This is a genomic window from Curtobacterium sp. 314Chir4.1 (genome assembly GCF_900215175.1).
In the GTDB taxonomy this organism is placed as follows: Bacteria; Actinomycetota; Actinomycetes; order Actinomycetales; family Microbacteriaceae; genus Curtobacterium; species Curtobacterium pusillum_A.
This window is the reverse complement of sequence record NZ_OCMI01000001.1, coordinates 108,443-128,795: the sequence shown is the minus strand read 5'-3', so window position 1 is coordinate 128,795 and position 20,353 is coordinate 108,443. Positions and strand designations below refer to the sequence as shown.

At 71.0% G+C, this 20,353-nt stretch carries 16 protein-coding genes and 1 other RNA gene; 7 read left to right on the top strand and 10 right to left on the bottom strand.

From position 1 onward, the window contains the following. The first annotated feature begins 15 nt into the window (after positions 1–15). From CRP27_RS00565 to CRP27_RS00545, 5 genes are all read left to right on the top strand, one after another. On the top strand, positions 16–798 hold the full coding sequence (locus CRP27_RS00565; protein ID WP_097178874.1) for an inositol monophosphatase family protein: 783 nt from the start codon (positions 16–18) through the stop codon (positions 796–798). 662 nt (positions 799–1,460) lie between these two features. Beyond that, positions 1,461–4,157, top strand: coding sequence for a LuxR family transcriptional regulator (locus CRP27_RS00560; RefSeq protein ID WP_097178873.1), 2,697 nt, complete (start codon positions 1,461–1,463; stop codon positions 4,155–4,157). A 435-nt stretch (positions 4,158–4,592) separates the two neighbouring features. Then, the gene (gene glmS, locus CRP27_RS00555) at positions 4,593–6,407 is read left to right on the top strand and encodes a glutamine--fructose-6-phosphate transaminase (isomerizing) (protein WP_097178872.1); all 1,815 of its coding nucleotides are present in this window, start codon (positions 4,593–4,595) and stop codon (positions 6,405–6,407) included. 171 nt (positions 6,408–6,578) lie between these two features. Next, a complete protein-coding gene (locus CRP27_RS00550; protein ID WP_097178871.1) occupies positions 6,579–7,292 on the top strand; it encodes a M50 family metallopeptidase in 714 nt (237 codons plus the stop codon). A gap of 350 nt (positions 7,293–7,642) precedes the next feature. Next, positions 7,643–8,176, top strand: a complete 534-nt coding sequence (locus tag CRP27_RS00545; protein WP_097179571.1) for an NUDIX hydrolase — start codon at positions 7,643–7,645, stop codon at positions 8,174–8,176. 167 nt (positions 8,177–8,343) lie between these two features. Here the strand turns inward: CRP27_RS00545 and CRP27_RS00540 are convergent, their stop codons facing one another. Then, positions 8,344–9,573, bottom strand: a complete 1,230-nt coding sequence (locus CRP27_RS00540) for an amidohydrolase family protein (protein WP_097178870.1) — start codon at positions 9,571–9,573, stop codon at positions 8,344–8,346. Between the two features lie 88 nt (positions 9,574–9,661). On the opposite strand from CRP27_RS00540, the gene CRP27_RS00535 reads away from it, so the two are divergent. Beyond that, a complete protein-coding gene (locus CRP27_RS00535) occupies positions 9,662–11,131 on the top strand; it encodes an O-acetylhomoserine aminocarboxypropyltransferase/cysteine synthase family protein (RefSeq protein ID WP_097178869.1) in 1,470 nt (489 codons plus the stop codon). Positions 11,132–11,134: 3 nt separating this feature from the next. After that, the gene (locus tag CRP27_RS00530; RefSeq protein WP_097178868.1) at positions 11,135–12,442 is read left to right on the top strand and encodes an LLM class flavin-dependent oxidoreductase; all 1,308 of its coding nucleotides are present in this window, start codon (positions 11,135–11,137) and stop codon (positions 12,440–12,442) included. Here the strand turns inward: CRP27_RS00530 and CRP27_RS00525 are convergent. The 9 genes from CRP27_RS00525 to CRP27_RS00485 form a co-directional block, all read right to left on the bottom strand. Further along, positions 12,439–14,103, bottom strand: coding sequence for an APC family permease (locus CRP27_RS00525; RefSeq protein WP_217990672.1), 1,665 nt, complete (start codon positions 14,101–14,103; stop codon positions 12,439–12,441). The genes CRP27_RS00530 and CRP27_RS00525 overlap by 4 nt on opposite strands. A 126-nt stretch (positions 14,104–14,229) precedes the next feature. Continuing rightward, entirely contained in the window at positions 14,230–15,039 is an 810-nt protein-coding gene (locus CRP27_RS00520; RefSeq protein WP_097178867.1) for a hypothetical protein, read from the bottom strand. A gap of 162 nt (positions 15,040–15,201) precedes the next feature. After that, positions 15,202–15,579: a transfer-messenger RNA gene (gene ssrA, locus CRP27_RS00515) on the bottom strand. A 115-nt stretch (positions 15,580–15,694) separates the two neighbouring features. Beyond that, the gene (smpB, locus tag CRP27_RS00510) at positions 15,695–16,171 is read right to left on the bottom strand and encodes an SsrA-binding protein SmpB (RefSeq protein ID WP_079236308.1); all 477 of its coding nucleotides are present in this window, start codon (positions 16,169–16,171) and stop codon (positions 15,695–15,697) included. A gap of 103 nt (positions 16,172–16,274) precedes the next feature. Then, positions 16,275–17,189, bottom strand: coding sequence for a permease-like cell division protein FtsX (gene ftsX, locus CRP27_RS00505; RefSeq protein WP_079236309.1), 915 nt, complete (start codon positions 17,187–17,189; stop codon positions 16,275–16,277). Beyond that, on the bottom strand, positions 17,186–17,944 hold the full coding sequence (gene ftsE / locus CRP27_RS00500) for a cell division ATP-binding protein FtsE (protein WP_079236310.1): 759 nt from the start codon (positions 17,942–17,944) through the stop codon (positions 17,186–17,188). The genes ftsX and ftsE overlap by 4 nt, the downstream gene beginning before the upstream one ends. 51 nt (positions 17,945–17,995) lie before the next feature. Beyond that, complete coding sequence (gene prfB, locus CRP27_RS00495; RefSeq protein ID WP_097178866.1) at positions 17,996–19,105, bottom strand: peptide chain release factor 2; 1,110 nt, start codon at positions 19,103–19,105, stop codon at positions 17,996–17,998. A 73-nt stretch (positions 19,106–19,178) separates the two neighbouring features. After that, positions 19,179–19,901 (bottom strand): trans-aconitate 2-methyltransferase, encoded by a 723-nt coding sequence (locus CRP27_RS00490; protein WP_097178865.1) that lies wholly within the window; start codon positions 19,899–19,901, stop codon positions 19,179–19,181. Continuing rightward, on the bottom strand, positions 19,894–20,346 hold the full coding sequence (locus CRP27_RS00485) for a hypothetical protein (RefSeq protein ID WP_097178864.1): 453 nt from the start codon (positions 20,344–20,346) through the stop codon (positions 19,894–19,896). The genes CRP27_RS00490 and CRP27_RS00485 overlap by 8 nt, the downstream gene beginning before the upstream one ends. Positions 20,347–20,353: the final 7 nt, after the last annotated feature.

Here is a 20,353-nt window from a genome sequence, read left to right as displayed (position 1 = left end):
GCTACGCTGGCGGTCGTGGACCTCAGCGCCGACCTGGACTTCGCCCGCTCGCTCGCCGACACCGCGGACGCCATCAGCCTCGAGCGGTTCCGTGCCGCCGACCTGCACGTGTCCAAGAAGGCCGACAGCACGCACGTCACCGACGCCGACCAGGCGGTCGAGCGGGCACTGCGCGAGCGGCTGGCGAGCGAGCGCCCCGACGACGCGTTCCTCGGTGAGGAGACCACGGCCGACACCGGTGCCGAGGCCGTCAGCGAGGGACATCGCCAGTGGGTCGTCGACCCGATCGACGGGACCGCGAACTACCTCCGCGGTGTGCCGGTCTGGGCCACCCTCATCTCGCTCGCCGTCGACGGCCGTCCGGTCCTCGGCGTCGTGAGCGCCCCCGCCCTGGGCAAGCGTTGGTGGGCGGCTGAGGGGCAGGGTGCGCACTCGTTCGACGGCCCGCTCCGGGTGTCCGGCGTCGACTCCCTCGCCGACGCCAGCCTGAGCTACAACAGCATCCAGCAGTGGGACGACGACGACCGGCTGGACACCCTGATCGAGCTGTCGCGCAAGGTCTGGCGCACGCGGGCGTACGGGGACATGTGGTCGTACATGCTCGTCGCCGAGGGGGTCCTCGACATCGCTGGCGAGCCCGACCTCAAGCCGTGGGACATGGCGGCGCTCGTGCCGATCGTCGAGGAAGCGGGCGGCCGCTTCACCTCGCTCGACGGCGACCCGGGGCCGTGGCACGGCAGCGCCCTCGCGACGAACGGTCTCGTGCACGACGCCGTGGTCGAGGTCATCCGCCGCTGACGCCGCGGACGCTGCCGCCGGCCGCGAACGACCGGCGGGCGCAACTGTTGCACGCGCCCCGGGGCGACAACGTGGTCGTCGCACGACAGCGGTCTCGTCGCACACACGCGCGTGCAACAGTTGCAGCCGCGCACGTACGACGAATCCGATGTCGCGCGATGTCGGAGTCGTCGTTCCGGGTCCGCCCGCGCCGCCCGCCCCACGCGCGCCGCAGGTCCGCCCCGGAGGGGACACCGACGTACCCCGTTTTCGTACCACGGTGACCCGGAAGTCACCCCCGTGGGGGTCACACGGCCCCCCGGACTGGGGGCAACAGGGGGTCACATCGGATTGCGGAGACTGGCCAACCAGGTCGATACCTGAGTTATCTTGCTTCCAGGCGAGTGGTCAGGAGCCGCATCGGAGTCCCTAGCTCCGAACGGCACACCGGACCGGTCGTGCTTCGTCCGAAGACCCTAACCCGAGGGGTGATACAGACGATGACTTCATCGTTCCCGAGCGGAACCGAGTGCACCCTCACTCGTCAACCGCATTCAACAACCGACAGCTCCGGCGCGCGTTCTCTCGCCGCCTCACGTCCGGTCCTCCACGCGGCGAACCACCGCGTCGGCACCCGGTCTCTCTCCGCCGCATCCGCTTCCGGGCCCGGAGGCCGGTGAGTCATGGGACTCACCGGTCGCCGTCTCGAGGTCGACCGGATCGCGACCCTTGCTGTACTCCCTCGTGAGTCAGCGATGGTCGTCGTCGGCGACCCTGGTTCCGGACGCAGCAGCGTCCTCGACGCGGTGTCCAACCGCGTCTCCCTCCCCGTCGTCCGCGTCGGTGTGAACGGGAGCGAGTCCCACTGGCCACTGGCCGGCGTGACCTCGCTCTTCACCGCACTCGACGACCCCCGAGCGACGGCACACATCGCGCACCTCCTCCAGGGGACTGCGCCCGAGGAGCGGCAGACGCCGGGGCTCGCCGCGGCGCACGACTTCCTCGACGCCGTGCACGCCCTCACCCTGCCGCCGACGCTCGTGCTCATCGACGACCTCGACCGGATGGACGTGGAGAGCCAGGAGCTCATCGCGTTCCTCGCGTCCCGGCTCGCCGGCACGGCACTCCGCGTCGTCGCCACGGTCCGCACCGTGCCGTCGGACGGACCGCTCGCAGCCCTCCCGATGCTGCGGATCGAACCGCTGCCCGCGGACGAGGCACTCGTGCTCGCCCGTGCCATGGCCCCCGAGGAGGCGAACGACGGCGTCCTCGCGGTCCTCGCCCAGGAGACCGGCGGCAACCCCGGCGCGCTGCAGGAGCAGCTCGCCGTGCTCAGCCGCGAGCAGCTGAACGGCTCCGAGCCGCTCGTGCTGCCGCTCCGCCCGACGCCGACCACCGAGGCCATCGCGGCCCTGGCGCTCGGCTCCGTTGCGGGACGCGATCTGGACGTCCTCGCACGACTGGCCCTCGTCCCCGTGGCGAAGACCGCCGGGTGGGACCGCGACGAACTCGACGACCTCGCCGACGCCGGACTCACGTCCGTCAAGGGCCAGACCGTCTCCGTGCGCGATCCCCTCGTCCGTTCCGCGCTGTACTGGCGGATGCCGGCACGGGACCGACGGGCTGCCCACACGGAACTGGCCGCGGCGAGCGCCGAGTCCGACCCGCGTGCGACCGCCTGGCACCGCAGCTTCGTCGACGACGTCCCGGACGTGGCCGCCCTGCTCCGTGCGGCGCGGTCCTACGTGGTGGACGGCAACGCCCAGGCCGCGATCGTCCTCACCGAGCGCGCACTGCACATCGGCGGGGGCACCGAGGACGAGCACCTGGCGCTCCTCGGCGTCACCGAGGCGCTGCTGGCGAACCGACTGCTCGGCTTCGCCGCGCGGTACCTCGCTGCGATCCGCCCGTTCCGGGCGATGTCCGACGAGACCCGTCGACTCCGCCTGGAGTACTCGGTGCAGTACCTCAGCGGTGACGCCGTGCACGCGGACGAGCTCCTCGTGCCGGTCGACCCGGAGGACGCCGCAGAGGCCGACGCGGTCGGTGGGCTCCTCGCCATGGTCGCCTGCTTCCGGGCGGAGGCCTGGGAACTCGACCACGCGCGGGACCTCCTCGCCCGGGCCGAGGTGCTCCGGCTGTCCGCGTCCGAGCACACCCGGGAGATCACGACGACGGCCCGCGAGCTCATCGCGGCCGTCGACGGGACCCTGCCGGCCGACACCGAACTGCACGACGGACTGTCCACCGCGACGCTCCTCGGCATGTCGGACCCCGCCCTGCTGCTCCTCGCCCACGCGCTGAGCATCGCCGAGCGGTACCGCAGTGCACGCCGTGTCTTCGCCCTCGTCCTCGCACGGGGTCAGGAGGCGATGCCGGTGTGGACCGAGGCCGCCCGCTACCTGTCCGCCGAGAACGAGGTGCGCTCCGGGAACTTCCGGCAGGCGCTCCGCGCGATCGACGTGTGGGAGGCCGGTTCGTCGGTCGTCGAGCGGCTCCGCGAGCCGTCCCGGGCGATCGCGATCGCGTGGCGGCACTTCGCCGAGGGGCGCTCCGCCGAGGCACTCGAGGTCGTCGACCGGTGCCTCGCGCAGCGGTCCACGAACCGCCTGTGGGGCGCCACCGCCAAGCTGCACGCCCTGCGTGGCCGGGTGCTGCTGCTCGACGGTCGGATCGAGGAGGCCGCGGCCTCGCTCGAGGCCGCAGACGCCATCGGCCGGTCCCTGCGGAACCCGGCGGTCCTCCGGCACCTCGGCGACCTGGTGGAGGCGTACACGCGCCTCGACCGGATCGACGACGCCCGGACGATCGCGGCACGGCTCGCCGCGGACCACCACGCACGGCCCTCCCGCTGGGGTGCGCTCGTGCTCGCCCGCAGCCTCGCGCTCGTCGCCGACGACATCACCCGCGACACCGCCCGTCGTCGCGCGCTGGAGCTGTTCCAGCCGCACGACTCGCAGTTCGAGCGGGCCCGGACCCTCGCAGCGCTCGCCGCCGTGGGGAGTCCGGCGGACCGGCCGCGGCTCGGTGCCGCAGCCGCTGCGGCGTACGAGGCAGCGGGGCTCCGGCGTCCGCTCGCCACGCCAGCCGCGACGGCCGCGATGCCGTCGTTCGGTTCGCCGACGTCGCTGCGGTCGGGCCCGGTCCTGTCCGCGTCGATGCCGGGCACGCCCCGCAGTGCTCCTGATGCCTCGGCGGTGCTCACCTCGCTCACCGCGGAGGAGCGCGCCGTCGTGCAGAAGGTGACGGAGGGGTACCGCAACCGCGAGATCGCGTCGTCGCTGTTCATGTCGCAGCGGACGGTGGAGCTGCGGCTGACGCAGATCTACCGGAAGGTGGGGGCGCGCTCGCGCTCGCACCTGGTCGCGCTGCTCACGTGATCTGAACGCGACTCCCTGACGGACTGGAGGCGCGGTGCCAGCTGGCACCGCGCCTCCAGTCCGTCGTCGCGTTGCGGGAGACCGCACGCGTCCGCAGGTGCTCGCAGCCCGCACGCGGGGAACCGCAAGAGCGGGGCGGCACCGTTGCCGTGCCACCCGACGCCGGGTGAGGCTTCTCCTGCACCGACCGCCGTGCTCCCCCGGGAGCCAGCCCGTGGTACCCCGTCCGGTACCCGAACCGTCGGCCCACGTACGCCGTCGTCCGTCCTCGCCTGATCCGAGGACGGGCGGGGGCCCGGGCCGGCGGACCGGACGCACGGCAGACCCGACGGCGGTCGGTGCCGCACCCTCTCCCCACAGCGCCACCGCTCCGCTCCCCCACCCGAGCTGCTCCTCCCCACCCGAGCTGCGCTCCCCCACCCGAAGGGACACCAGATGTGCGGCATCATCGCGGCCCGCGTCTCCGACGACGCGACGCCCTACCTGCTCGACGGCCTCGAACGCCTCGAGTACCGCGGCTACGACTCCGCCGGGATCGCGGTCCGCACTGCCTCCGGTCGGACCGAGACGATCCGCTCCGTCTCCCGCGTCGGTGACCTCCGGACGCTGGTGTCCGCACGGTCCGGCGACGCCCTGACCGGCGTCGGGATCGGGCACACCCGGTGGGCGACCCACGGGGTGGTCCGCGAGGCGAACGCCCACCCGCACGCCGACTGCACCGGTCGGATCAGCATCGTCCACAACGGCATCGTCGAGAACGCCGACCGGCTTCGAGCGACCCTGGAGGCGCAGGGGCACGTGTTCTCCTCCGACGTCGACTCCGAGGTCATCTCGCACCTCGTCGAACGAGCGCTCGCCGTCGACCCGGACCTCATGCTCGCCGTGCAGATCGCGACCGCGCAGCTCGAGGGCTCCTGGGCGATCGTCGTGCTCGACGCCCGGGACGGCCGCATGGTCGTCGCCGCGCAGCGCTCCCCGCTCGTCGTCGCCCGCTCCGCCCGCGGCGACTTCGTGGCGAGCGACATCGGCGCGATCGCGGAGTGGTGCGAGACGTTCGTGGCGCTCCGCGACGGTGACGTCGTCGAGCTCGGCGAGGCCTGGACCTGGTCGTCCGACGGCATCGCGGTGCCGGTGCCCTTCCCGACGCCGTCGCCGTTCGCCGCGACCGCGCTCGACCTGGGCGACCACCCGGACCACATGGCGAAGGAGATCGAGGAGCAGCCCGCCGTGGTGGCCTCGATCCTCGACCGCGTCGCCCGCCGGGCGGCCGACGGCAGCATGTGGGTCGGGCTCGGACTCCCCGGGTTCCACCGGCTCGCCATCGTCGCGTGCGGGACCTCCCTCAACGCCGGGCAGGTGATCGCGACCGCGCTGCGCGGCATCGGCGGCGTCCCGACCGACATCGTCGTCGCGAGCGAGGCCGACCAGGCCGTTCTCGGCTCCGGCACCCTCGTCGTCGCGATCAGCCAGTCCGGCGAGACCGCCGACGTGCTCCGCGCCCTCGACCGGTTCGAGGACCGGCACCCGGTGCTCGCGCTCACGAACAACGTGCACTCCTCGCTCGCCCGTCGTGCCGACGCGGTGCTGGACTGCCACGCCGGCCCGGAGATCGGCGTCGCCGCCACGAAGACGTTCACGGCGCAGGTCGTCGTCGGCGTCGCCGCGGTGATCTCCGCGCTCGTGGCCTCCGGCCGGATCGACACCGCACGCGCCTCGGCACTCGTCGCGGAGCTCACCGACCTGCCCGCGCGCATCGACCACGCCGCCGCGATCGCCGCCGACCGCATCCCGTTGCTCGTGTCGAGCGTGCAGGACGCCACCGGGTTCCTGTTCCTCGGCCGCGGTGCCGGTCTGCCGTACGCCGCCGAGGGCGCCCTCAAGCTCAAGGAGCTCAGCTACCGGTGGGCCGAGGCCTACCCGGCGGGCGAGCTCAAGCACGGGCCGCTCGCGCTCGTCGACGAGGGCACCCCCGTCGTCGTGATCGACCACGGCGACCACCGGCTGCAGGCGAACATCGCCGAGGTCCGTGCCCGCGGCGGGTTCGTCATCACGATCGGCGGCGAGGGATCGGACATCCCGGCGCTCACGCCCCGGACGTCCGGCGACCTCGCCTGGGGACGCGCGACCGCGCCGTGGGGGCCGCTCGAGGCCGTCGTCCCGCTGCAGATGCTCGCCCGCGAACTCGCGCTCCAGCTCGGCTGCGACGTGGACAAGCCGAGGAACCTCGCCAAGTCGGTGACGGTCGAATAGCCAAGCACACGCGCATGAACCGGCTGACGGTGTTCCTCGCCGTCCTCACGGCACTCGCCATCGTCGCCACGATCGTCGTGATCGCGGTGGCGGTGGTGCCGTCGCTGGTGCCGTCGTTGGTCGCTTGACCCCGTTCGGCTTCCTCCTGGGCGGGGCTGCGATCCTGGTGCCTTGACCACCGCAGCCCCGCCCCTCGTCTTCGTCGCGCTCCTCGTCGGCGCCGTCCTGCCGTTCGTGCCCTTCGTCGGACGGGTGGCCCGCATCGCCGCGACCGTCGCGCACGAGGTCGGTCACGCGGTCGTCGTCGTGCCGTTCGGCGGCAGGATCCAGCGGATCGAGCTGCACGCGGACGGATCCGGCGAGGCCTGGGTGCAGCTCGGCCGAGTGCCCGGCGGGATCCGTTGGCTCGTCCGGATCGTCAACCTGTACGCCGGCTACAGCGCACCGCTCTGGGCCGGCGTGCTGCTCGTCACCGGGGTGCTGCACGGGTCGCGGTGGCTGCCCGTCGTCGTGCTCGGCGTCGTCGGGTTGGTGGCGCTGGCCTTCGTCCGGAACTGGTTCGGGATCCTCGTGGTGCTCGGTTTCGACGCGCTCGCACTCTGGGTCGCCCTGCGCCCGTCGGAGACCACCGTGCTGGTCGTCGCCGCCGTCGGGGCGTTCTTCGTGGTGGACGGCCTGCGATCGGTGGTGCAGGTCGCCCGGTGGCTGCTCACCGGGGCACGGGTGCAGACCGACTTCCACATCGCGGCGGCGGAGATGCGGGTGCCGGCCGGTGTCTGGTTCGTGCTGTTCGTCGCGGTGAACGCCGTGGCGGTGTGGCTCGCGCGCGGCCCGCTGCTCGAGGTCTGGGCGACGGTCGAGGCTGGTGTCCGGGCGCTGTTCTGACGCGGGCCGGGGGTGGCGTGGTGGTGCCGCATCCGACTCGGAACGACGACTCCGCTGTCGTACGACGTCGACACTGTCGCACCGTGGCGCGCGCAACAGTTGCACACGCGCGCGAACGACGACTCCGATGTCGTACGACGTCGACACGGTCGCACCGCCCCACAGCCGCGGGCCTCTCATCCCGTGCGCGCGCACTTTGCGACATCGCGCGAGTCGATCGACGCGTGCGGTGTCGAACGATGCGTGCGCACCGTGTGCACGCGCATGGGCGACATCACGCGAGTCGAACGACGCGTGCGGTGTCGAACGATGCGTGCGACTCCCCCTGGCAACCCTGCGAGGATGACGCCGTGCACCTCGACGACGTGACCACCGCCCTCGCCGCGACCACCGCCCCGCACCGAGACCCGTTCGAGGCCTTCGTGCGAGCCCACGGCGACGCGGCACTCCGACGCGACGGCGGGCCCGAGCACCTCACCGCGTCGTGCTTCGTGTTCTCGCCCGACCTCGAGAGCGTGCTGCTGTGCCTGCACCGCAAGGGTCGGTTCTGGGTGCAGTTCGGCGGCCACCTCGAACCCGGTGACCGGTCGCTCGCCGACGCAGCCTGCCGCGAGGCCCGCGAGGAGTCCGGCATCGCCGACCTCGACCTGCTCGACGAGAGCATCGCCGACCTCGACCGCCACGACCTGCACGGGGGCTTCGCCTGCGCAGCGCACTGGGACGTCGGCTTCGTCGCCGTGGTCGATCCCGCTCGGACGACCACCGTCAGCGACGAGAGCGACGACGTCCGCTGGTTCGCCCTCGACGCCCTGCCCGAGGGCCTCGCGCCGGGGCTGCCCACACGCCTGGCCGCGGTGGTCGCGGTCCTCGCCCAGCGCGACTGACACCGGACGGGAGGCGCGTGGCGGCGCCGACCCGCGCCTCCAGTCCGATGCGTGCGCACCTTCCGACGTTGCGCGCGTCCATCGACCGGTGCGATGTCGCGGCAGCCGCGCGAACCGCGACGAACGCGACGAACGCGGCGACCGAGGGCCGCGCACCGCCGGCCGCGCTACTCCCAGGGGTGCTGCGCCAGCTCCGCGGGGTCGAAGACCCGGCCACCGGCCACCACGAGCGACCGCGGCACGCGGCGCACCAGCGCGTCCATCGGGTTCTCCGCGTCGACCAGGACGACGTCCGCGCGCGCACCGGCGACGATGTCGTGCTCCTCGTCGGTGACGAACCGGGCGCCGTCGCGCGACGCGATCTCGAGCACCCGCACCAGGTCCTCGTCCCGGACCACGCCGCCGGCGCGGGCGTACTGCCACGCGATGCCGAGCACATCGCCGTCGCCGTAGGGGCTCCACAGGTCGCGGATGCCGTCCGTGCCGAAGCCGAACCGCACGCCGGCCTCGTCGAACTCGTGCAACGGCAGCTGCTTCATGCGGACCGGGGCAACCGTGGTCATCGTGACCCCGAGCCCGGCCATCCGGGCGAGGAGGTCGCGGCGTCGGACGGGGTCGACGTCGACGATCGCGAAGCCGTGCGCGACGTTCACCCTGCCCGGTGCGATGCCGAGCCGCTCGACGCGGTCGAGGATCAGGTCGAACGAGAACGCCCCGAGGTCGGCGGGCTCGTGCAGGTGGACGTCGATCCCGCACCCGGTGTCCGCGGCGATGTCGAACAGGCCGTCGAGCTGCCCGACGGGGTCGCGGTCGATGAGCGACGGGTCGAGGCCGCCGATGTGCTCGACTCCGGCGACCGCCGCCTGCCGGAGCAGGTCGAGGACGCCCGGACGTCGGAGCACACCGTCCTGCGGGAACGCCACGATGGACAGCTCGATCGCGTCGTCGAGCGCGGCACCGGCGGCGCGGACGGCCTCGATGCCACGGAGCCCCACCCCGAGGTCGACGTCGACGTGGGTCCGCACCCTGGTCGTGCCGGTGCGGAGGGACTCGCGCAGGACCCGTGTGGCGACTGCCTCGCCGGGGATGCCGAGCGCGTCACGACGGGCACGCTCGTGGGCGATGCGCCCTTGGGTCCCGCCCTCGCCGCCGTAGGACTCCCACGGGTGGCCCCACCAGCTCTTGTCCACGTGGGCGTGCGTGTTGACCAGGCCGGGGAGCGCGACCTGCCCGCGGCCCTGCACCTCGGTCGCGCCGCCGAGGGAGGCGCTGCCCGTCGGCACCGCTCCCGGCGGGGTGACCGCGGCGATGCGGGAGCCGGCGACGACCACGTCGGCGCGCTCGCCTCCCCACGGTCGCACGTCGCGGATGACCAGGGTCGCGTCTTCGTCCACCATGCCCCCACCGTAACGGGAGGCCGCAAATCGACGGCTGCCGGGCAAGGCCTGCGAGAGTACCCGGACGACCACGGCAGGAGGTAGACCGATGACGGACGAGGCGCACGGTTTCGCGACCGAGCAGGTGCACGGCGGATTCCAGCCCGACGCCGGCCACGGTGCGAGGGTCCCCGCGATCCACATGTCCTCCGGCTTCCTGTTCGACGACTTCGACCAGGCCCGGGACCGCTTCGCCGGCACGGACGACGGCTACACCTACACCCGCCTCGGGAACCCCACGAACGCGGACGTCGAGCGACGCATCGCCCTCCTCGAGCGCGGCGTCGAGTCGATCCTCGTCGGCAGCGGGCAGGCAGCCGCGACCATCGCGTTCCTCGGCATCCTGCAGGCCGGTGACCACGTCGTCGCGGCGCGCAGCATCTACGAGGGCACGAAGGGGCTGCTCGTGCAGAACCTCGGTCGTCTCGGCATCGAGGTGGACTTCGTCGCCGACCAGCGCGACCTCGACGAGTGGGCACGGCAGGTCCGCCCGAACACGAAGGCGTTCTTCGCCGAGACCATCCCGAACCCGAAGAACGACGTGCTCGACATCACCGGCGTCGCCGACACCGCGCACCGTGCCGGGGTGCCGCTCATCGTCGACAACACCCTGGCGACCCCGTACCTGGTCCGTCCGTTCGAGCACGGCGCCGACGTCGTCGTGCACTCCGCGTCGAAGTTCCTCTCCGGCCACGGGGCGGGCCTCGGCGGCGTGGTCGTCGACGGCGGCACGTTCGACTGGTCCGCCTCCCCCGAGCGGTGGGTGCACCTGACCAGCCCCGAACGGTCGCTCGGCGGCGAGAGCTACGTCGACCGCTACGGCAGCCGGGCCTTCATCGTCTTCGCCCGTGACGTCGTCGCCTCCCGCATCGGCCCGACGCCGTCGCCGTTCAACTCGTTCCTGCTCCGGCAGGGCATCGAGACCCTGTCGCTGCGCGTCGAGCGCCACAGCGCGAACGCGCTGGCCGTCGCGTCCTTCCTGGAGCAGCAGCCGGAGGTGACGAGCGTCGACTACGCGGGTCTCGCCTCCAGTCCGTTCCACGACCTCGCCCAGCGCTACCTGCCGCGCGGTGCCGGCTCCGTCTTCGCGTTCACGCTCGACGGCGGCGAGGCCGCCGCGCGCACCTTCATCGACAGCGTGCAGCTGTTCAGCCGGATGACCCACCTCGGTGACGTCCGCTCGCTGATCCTGCACCCCGCCACGACGACGCACGCCGGCAAGACGCCCCAGGAGCGCGCCGACCAGGGCATCGACGACGGTCTGATCCGGCTGTCGGTGGGGATCGAGGACGTTGCGGACCTGGTCCGGGACCTGTCGCGTGGGTTCGCCGCGTTGCGCGGTGCGGGTGTCAGCGCCGACGGCGCCGGCGCTGTCGGCGCGCTCGGCGCGCTCGGCGCGCTCGGCGCTGTCGGCGCTGTCGGCGCTGTCGGCCTGGAGGCGCGGGTCGGCTCCGACGCGGAACTCGCCTCCCTGGAACACGCCGTCCCCGGAAACCACGTGATCGCGGAGGAACTCTAGGCAATGGCCGGACTGCAGCACTTCGGGTACTTCTTCTCGCGCGGGTTCGGTCCGCAGGCATGGGGCCGGTCCGACTGGGACTGGGGACACGACTGGACGAAGCCCGAGTTGTACCAGCAGTCCGTCCGCGCCCTCGAGCAGGCGGGCATGGACCTCGTCATCGCCGAGGACGCGATCTCGCTCGGCAACCCGTCGACGCTCGACCTGCGCATCCGACAGGCGTACGGCGGGCCGAAGCACGACCCGTTGCTGCTGGCGCCGTACCTGTTCGCCGCGACGTCGCACATCGGCATCGCCCCGACCGTGAACGCCGGGTTCACGCCGCCCTACCTCGCCGCGCGGCAGTTCGCCACGCTCGCGCACCTGTCCGGGTCCCGCCTCGGCATCAACGTGGTGACGGACACCGGGAGCGCCCGGCACGCGGGGCTGTCACCGCTGCCCCACGACCAGGCGTACGACCGCGCCGAGGAGTGGATCGGGCTGCTGCGTCGGCTCTGGCGCTCGTGGGGCTCGGACGGGTACGTCGGCGACCGCTCGGACTGGAGCTTCGCGAACGGGGACGCGCTCGACGCGTTCCACCATGAGGGCGAGTACTTCACCGCGGACGGGCCGCTCAACGCGCTGCCACTCGACCCGGATCCCGTGGTCGTCTCCCCCGGTGGCTCCGGGCGCGGGCTGGCGTTCGCCGGGACCCACTCGGACGTGCAGCTGGCGCTCGCCCCGCTGTCGGCATCCGCCGTGCGGGACTACCGCGATCGAGTGGTCTCCGCCGCGGCCCTCGCCGGGCGTTCCGCGGACTCCCTGCGGATCCTGTTCGTCCTCAAGCCCGAGATCGTGTCCTCCCCCGAGGAGGCCGACCGGATCGTGTCCGCGTCGACGCACCCGTCCGACGACGACCTGCGCACCGCGGCGATCGCGTGGTCGAGCGACTCCGAGACGGACCTGCTCGCGCTCGACCTCGACGCGCCGATCCCCGCCGGGACGTTCGGCGACCACGTCTCCGCCGGCACGGTCCGCGGTCTCGTCGGCGACACCCCGGACGCGCCGCTGCGATCGCTGCTGGAACGCAAGGCGCGCAAGGGTCGGGTGTCAGCTCGCGAGGGGTTCGTGGGGACCGCCGACGAGTTCGCCGACTTCATCGAGGAGCTCGGCGCGGACGCGGACAACGACGGGATCATCTTCTCCGGCGACCTGCACCCGGCGCAGGTCTACCGGATGTTCGGCGACCTCGTGCCGGTGCTCCGGCGCCGTGGGCTCCTGCGACGGGAGTACGGCGCCGGAGGCATCCGGCAGAACCTGTTCGACTTCTAGTGGTGGACCGGCTCGACGACGCCGCTCTCCTCGACGTCACGGACGTCCTCAGCCGTCCGGAGGATCTCCTCGCGGTCCGAGGCGGAGTTGATCGCCCAGTAGTAGATCACCAGTGAGAACACCGCGACCACGACGATGTCGATCCACAGCGGGAACACCGGGCGCGTCAGCGGGCCGAAGTCGCTGAGGAACACGATGAGGCCCATGCCGATCAGGTAGGGCAGCAGCCACTGCGCCGCCTTCCAGTCCCAACGCGGCCGGACGCTCGAGGCGCCGCGGAACACGTTGTTCAGGACGATCACCACGGCACCGATGAGGATCGCGACGCCGAGCTTCCAGTCGGTGTCCCACCCGGTCCAGAGGATGATGAGGTTCGCGACGATGAACGCGATCGGCGACAGCACCGTCGCCGCGGGCATCCGGTAGGGCCGCTCGATCTCCGGGATGCGCTTCCGGAAGGCACCGAGTGCCAGCGGAGCGCCCGCGTACATCAGGACCGACGCACTCGTGATGAGGCTGACGAGCCCCTGCCACGAGGGGAACGGTGCGAAGCACGCGCACCCCACGACGAACGCCACGATGAGGCCGACCCAGGGCACACCCTGCTTCGTCGTCCACTCGAACGCCTTCGGAAAGTAGCCGTTCCGGCTCAGCCCGTACGAGATGCGGCTCGTCGCCGTCACGTAGATCAGGCCGGTGCCGGCGGGCGAGATGATCGCGTCGATGAAGATGATCACGGCCAGCCAGGTGATGCCGGCCGCCATCGCGATGTCGGCGAACGGACCGGTGTACTTCGTGAAGTCCGCGGTCGCCCACGAGCCCTGGATCGCGTCGGAGCGCAGGACGCCGAGGAAGACGACCTGGAGCAGCAGGTAGATCACGAGCCCGATGAGCACCGACCCGATGACCGCGCGCGGGATGTCGCGCTTCGGGTTCTTGGCCTCACCGGCGAGCTGGTCCGCCTGCTCGAAGCCGAGGAACGCGAAGATGATGCCCGACGTGGACACCGCGGCGAGGATGCCCTTCGCACCCTCGGGCATGAAGCCGTCCGCTGCCGTGAAGTTCGAGCCGTGGAACCCGCTGAACGCCAGCACGATGATGACGAGCAGGGGGATCGCGACCTTCCACCACGTCGCCGCGGAGTTCGTGTTCGCGAGGATCTTCACGCTGAGCATGTTGATCACGGTCACGACGGCCATGAGCACCACCGCGACGGCGATGCCCGCCCCGGTCAGCAGCTGCTGCGTCTCACCGTCGACGGTCGTCGTGTGCAGCCACGGGTGGGCGAACTCCCAGTGCTGCGCGTACTTGATCATCGCCTCGACCTCGATCGGGGCGACCGTCACGGACTGCAGCCACGAGAACCACCCGAAAGAGGCTCCGGCGACGCCGCCGAACGCGATGTGGGGGAACCGCGCTGTTCCACCCGCGATCGGGAACATGCCGCCGAGTTCGGCGTGCACGAGGGCGAGGACGAGGATCGCCACGCCGCCGATGAGCCACGAGATGATCGCGGCAGGTCCGGCGGTCTTGAGGGCTTCCTGCGAGCCGAAGAGCCAGCCGGAGCCGATGATCGACCCCGTCGAGGCCCAGATGAGCCCGATGAAGCCGACGTTGCGCTTGAGGCCGGAGTCCGGCAGCGCCTGTGTCGTTGTAGCCACTGTTGCTCCTGTCGATGGGCGCGGTCCCGCGGACGGGGGCCGCGCTCATCGACTCTGGCACCGTGACAGCACTTTCGCCGGATTGTTTAACACAATCGAAACAAATGTGCTGTACAAGCACTCAGGCTACTGCTTCTTCGCCTTCTTCTTGCCGTCGTCCTTCTTGGACTGCTTCTTGTCGCCCTTCTTGTGCTTCTTGCCGTCGTCCTTCTTGTGCTTCTTGCCGTCGTCCTTCTTGTGCTTCTTGCCGTCGTCCTTCTTGCTCTTCTTCTTGTCCGCCTTCTTCGACTGCGGCTCCGACTCCGACTCCGGCTCCTGCTCCTGCTCCGGCGACTCGATGCCGTCCACGGGCTCGACGACCACGGCGCTGCCTGTGTCGGCGAGCACGTCGACCGCGTGCTCCTCGACCACCGGGGCGAGGGCGTCGTCCACCCGCTCGACGACGAGCGACGCCCCGTCCTCGGCGAGGCGCAGGAGCGCCTGCGCAGCCCGGACGCGGGTCGTGGTCTTCCTGGCGAGGACGTCGGCCCGTGCGCCCTCGAGGAACGCCCGCAGCGTCCGCTCCACCACCGAACGCCCGCGCGGCGCCGAACGGTCCAGGCGGTCGAGCTCACCGGCGACCCCGGCGACGTCGTCCTCGACGTGCTCGTGCCGCACCGACTCGACGAGCGCAGCGATCGCCGCGGCTCCCCGCTCCACCGCGGCCGACCGCTGGTCGAGCACGACGAGCATCTCGATCACGGACCCGTAGGTCACCGTCTCGAGGCGGACCGGCTCGGCCCCGCGCCCGCGGATGACCAACCGGGCGTCCGGCGTCGGCAGCCACGCGGCCAACGCGGCGACGGTCGCGACCGAGGCGACCGCACGTTCGTAGTCGGCGAGCACCACTCGTTCCTGCTCTCGCAGACGGACTCGGATCGCGATCTCCTGCACCACGCGTGGACCTCTCGTTCGGGATCGGTGCGGGCGAGTTCCCGCGCCTGACCCGGATCGTAGTCCCCATGGGTGGCGAGACAGCGAACGCCCCGAGACCGTCCAGGGACGGCATCGGGGCGTTCGGTGTGGCAGCAGCGTGACAGCGGCTCGGCGTTCGGCGAATGGTGGAGATGGGGGGAATCGAACCCCCGTCCATCGCTGCAATTCGACGTCTTCTACGGGCGTATCCGGATGGTTCGTTCTGCTCGGCCCCGTCCTTTGCTACCGGCTTCTAGGACGACGGGCCCAGTCTCAGTGCAAGTCCCGCACGGCCCTGAGGCGCAACCGTGCAGCAAGTCCTCTGGATGACGCCGGAACTCAGGTTAGAAGACGATCACCTGGCCGACGGACTTCATGTGCTGGGCTGCTTACGCAGCGAGAGCGAAGTCAGTGCGCTTGGAATTGGCACTTGTTGTTTTCCACGGATCGTTAACGAGATAACCGTGGGTCCTCGGCCCGCTTCCCGTCGGCACACAGGCAATGTCGAAACCGATCATCCCCATGCGGGCCGGACGCGCGAGCCGCTGTCACGCTGTTGAGTTGCCATGGTGCTTGTTGCCCTGCCCCGCGAGGAGCAGTGTCTCAGTCTAGCCGACCGAGGCCGGACACGCCAGCGCTACTCGCCGACGCGGTTCCGGGTTCGCATGGCCCGCTCGGCCTCGCGCTTGTCGGTCTTCTCGCGCAGAGCCTGGCGCTTGTCGAACTCGCGCTTGCCCTTCGCGATCGCGATCTCCACCTTGGCCCGACCGTCGTGGAAGTAGATCTGCAGCGGCACGAGCGTGTAGCCACCCTGGGCCGTCTTGTGCGAGATCTTCACGATCTGCTGCTTGTGGAGGAGCAGCTTCCGCTTCCGCCGCGGCGCGTGGTTGTTCCACGTGCCCTCGGTGTACTCGGGGATGTGCACGGCGTCGAGCCAGGCTTCGCCACCGTCGATGAAGGCGTAGCCGTCGACGAGCGATGCACGTCCCTCACGGAGGGACTTCACCTCGGTGCCGGACAGGACCATGCCGGCCTCGTACGTGTCCTCGATCAGGTAGTCGTGGCGCGCACGACGGTTCGTCGCCACGATCTTCTCGCCGCGTTCCTTCGCCATGCGTGTCTCCTCCCGGTCGGTCGCTGCGGATGTGCAGCCCTACAGACTACCGAACGCACGGGATGCGGCGCACCTTCCCGGCGCGCCGCACCCCGACCGCGCGTCAGACCTTGAGGTACCGGCGGATCGCGACGAAGGCGGACAGCCCCGCCAAGACGATGCCGATGACGATCACCGCCGGGACCACGACGGCCGCGTCCCCCATCCCGATGAACGCCGTCCCGGAGAACCGCTGCGCCAGGTAGTTCCGGACGAAGAACCACACCACGGCGACGATCGCCCCACCCGCGAGGACCGCCCCGATGGCCGCGGCGATCACCCCCTCGAGCACGAACGGTGTCTGGATGAACCGGTTCGACGCACCGACCAGGCGCATGATGCCGAGCTCCCGCCGTCGACTGAACGCCGACAACCGGATCGTCGTCGCGATGAGCAGGACGGCCGCGATGAGCATCAGCGACGCGATGCCGATCGCGGTGTACGACGACGCGTTGAGCAGGTTGAAGATCGGTTGCAGGTACCCGCGCTGGTCCACGACGCTCTGCACGCCGGCGACCTTCGACAGGCTCTCGACGAGCACGTCCGCCTGGGACGGGTTCTTCAGGTTCACCCAGAAGGTCTCGTTGAGGTACTCGGGCTTCACGAACTCCGTGGCGGGCGAGTCCTTGAACTGCTGCTTGAAGCGGTCGTAGGCCTGGTCCTGGTCCTCGTAGTACGTCTTCTCGATGTACGGCTTGAGGGTCGAGGAGTCGAGCTGTGCCTGCACCTGCTGCCGCTGGTCGTCGGTGGCCTTGGCGCCGGTGCAGTTGCCGGTGGTGTCCGTGTCGGTGCAGAGGTAGACCGCGACCTGGGCCCGGTCGTACCAGTACCCCTTCATCTGGTTGATCTGCATCTGGAGCAGGATCGCCGTGCCGACGAACGTCAGTGAGATGAAGGTCACGAGGACGACCGACACGACCATGGACGCGTTGCGCCGCAGGCCCGAGCCGACCTCGGACATGACGAGCCCGAGCCTCATCGGATGATCCCCGGGATGGTCTGGATGCCGGTGGTGTTCGAGACGCCGCCGCCGCGCTGGATCGGCACCGCCTGGGTCTGGTAGCCACCCGACTGCTCGTCGCGCAGGATCGTCCCGTTCGAGAGCTCGATGACGCGGCGCTGCATCTGGTTCACGATGCTGGCGTCGTGGGTCGCCATGAGCACGGTGGTGCCTCCCTGGTTGATGCGTTCGAGGAGCGCCATGATGCCAGCCGAGGTCGTCGGGTCGAGGTTTCCGGTCGGCTCGTCGGCGAGCAGGATCGCCGGCTTGTTGACCACCGCGCGGGCGATGGCCACACGCTGCTGCTCACCGCCGGAGAGCTCGTGCGGCATGCGGGTCGCCTTGCCGGCGAGGCCGACGAGCTTGAGCACGTCGGTGACGGCTTCGCTGATGAAGCCCTTGCTCTTGCCGATCACCTGCAGCGAGAACGCGACGTTGTCGAAGACGTTCTTGTTCGGGAGGAGCCGGAAGTCCTGGAAGACCACGCCGAGGTTGCGGCGGAAGTACGGGACCTTGCGCGACGACAGGGCGCCCAGACGCTGCCCGAGCACGTGGATCTGCCCGCGCGACGGCTTCTCCTCCTTCAGCACGAGGCGGAGGAAGCTGGACTTGCCGGACCCGGACGCGCCCACGAGGAAGACGAACTCCCCCTTGAGGATCTCGAGGGAGATGGCGTCGAGCGCGGGACTCGGGTTGCCCGAGTACACCTTGGTGACCTGGTCGAATTTGATCATGACCGGATCAGGGTAGGTCGCCCCGCCAGGAAATCAACCGAGGCGCGCGGCTCAGGAATCGACCGACTGCTTGCGCCAGCGGATGCCCGCGTTGATGAACCCGTCGAGGTCGCCGTCGAACACGGCTGAGGGGTTGTTCACCTCGTGCTCGCTCCGGAGGTCCTTCACCATCTGGTACGGCGCGAGGACGTAGGAACGGATCTGGTCGCCCCAGCTCGCCGTGATGTTCCCGGCGAGCTCCTTCTTCTTCGCGTTCTCCTCTTCCTTCTTCAGGAGCAGGAGTCGCGACTGCAGCACGCGCATGGCGGCGGCACGGTTCTGGATCTGCGACTTCTCGTTCTGCATCGAGACCACGGTGCCCGTCGGGATGTGCGTCAGGCGGACCGCGGAGTCCGTCGTGTTGACCGACTGGCCGCCGGGCCCGGAGGAACGGAAGACGTCGACGCGGATGTCGTTCTCCGGGATGTCGATGACGGCGGTCTCCGGCATGAGCGGGATGACCTCGACCGCGGCGAACGACGTCTGCCGCTTGCCCGCGGCGCCGAACGGCGACATCCGGACGAGACGGTGCGTGCCGGCCTCGACGGACAGCGTGCCGAACGCGTGCGGCGCGTCGACCTCGAACGTGGCCGACTTGATGCCCGCTTCCTCGGCGTAGGAGGTGTCCATCACGGTCGTCTTGTAGCCGTGCTGCTCGGCGTAGCGGAGGTACATGCGCAGCAGCATCTCGGCGAAGTCCGCGGCGTCGACGCCACCGGCACCTGCACGGATCGTGATGACCGCGGGACGGTCGTCGTACTCGCCGTCGAGGAGCGTCTGCACCTCGAGGTCGCCCATCGTCTTCTGGATCGCCTTGAGCTCGGCCGCGGCCTCGTCGGCGGACTCCTGGTCGTCTGCCTCGTTCGCCATCTCGACCAGCACCTCGAGGTCGTCGATGCGCCGCTCGGTGTCGGTGACCTTCTTCAGCTCCGACTGCCGGTGCGAGAGCGCGCTCGTCACCTGCTGCGCGTGCTCGACGTCGTCCCAGAGGTCCTGGGCCCCGGCCTGCTCGCTGAGGTCGGCGATCTCGCGCTGCAGGCGGTCGACGTCGACCACCGAGCGAATGTTGCCGAAGGTCTCGCGGAGGGCGGAGATCTGCTCGGTGAAGTCCAGTTCGACCATGGTCACCGATCCTACCGGCGCGCGTCCGACACGGCTGACCGCCTGGAGGCGCGACTCGCCTCCGCCTCGCCGGTCACCGAGCAACCGCGGTGACGACCAGGACGGCGGACGATTCGACGACCGGGCCGCGCTGCCAGTCGCCGAACACCGCCGTCACGGCGAACCCCGCGGCGTGGAGCTGTCGCTCCAGCTCGCTCCGCGTGCGGAAGTGCAGCGTCACGGTCTCGACGATCGTCTCGTCGGTGTCGGTGAAGCGGTTGGACGCGACCAGCCGGACGACGCCCGGGGCGACTTCCTCGGCCTGCGACCACTCTTCGAGCGGCCCGTGCGCGGTGTCGCGGGTGGTCCGTTCGGTCGAGGTCCACCCGCGCCAGGCCTCGGCGGCCGGGTTGCGGCTCTCGAACGCCAGGGTCCCGCCGTGCCGGAGCGCCCCGCGCAGGTCCCGCAGGGTGCGTGCCCAGTCCTCGTCGTCGATGTGCTGCGCGACGTTGCCCGTCATGACCGCGAGGTCCGCCGACGTTCCCGAGATCTGTCGGCTGTCGCCGTGGACCCACGTCACGGCCCCGGCACCCGGCCGCCCACGGGCGTGGTCGAGCATGGTGGCCGATGGATCGATCCCGACGACCCGGCGGTCCGGCCCGGCGAGGGTCACGGTGAGGATGCCAGTGCCGCAGCCCAGGTCGATGATCGAAACCGCTCCCGACTCGTCGGCGAGCGCGCGGTAGAAGTCGTGGTCCGGCCCGTCGGGGTTGTCGTCGTCGTAGAGCTCGACGAGTCGCCGGTCGAGGTCAGCCACGGTCGGACGGCTCCGTGTCGTCGCAGGCCCAGTCAGCGCCGAAGGCCTCGTGGACACGTCGGAGCGCCTCCGGGTGCCCCCACTCCTGCACGTCCGAGCAGTCGTCGGACGCCCGGGCGGCGACGAGACCCCACCGGCCGACGGTCACCCACTGGTACGCGAAGCCCGCACCGGGCGAGCTGGCGGAACTGCCCGAGGTCTCGCCGAGCATCTCGCGGTACCCGTCCGGGAACACGAGCTCCTGGCCCGACGGCAGGCACGACTGCAGGTCCGTCCCGTCCAGGGTCTCGACACGCACCGGCGCGGCGACCGTGCACGCCGGTGGCTCGGTCGCGTCCGATCCGGACAGCGTGAGGAAGCCGTCGCGCGGGCCGGCAGCGCAGCTCGACAGCGTCGTGCCCACGAGCACGGCCAGCAGCACGGCGGCGAACACGCGGAGGGACACGGCGCCG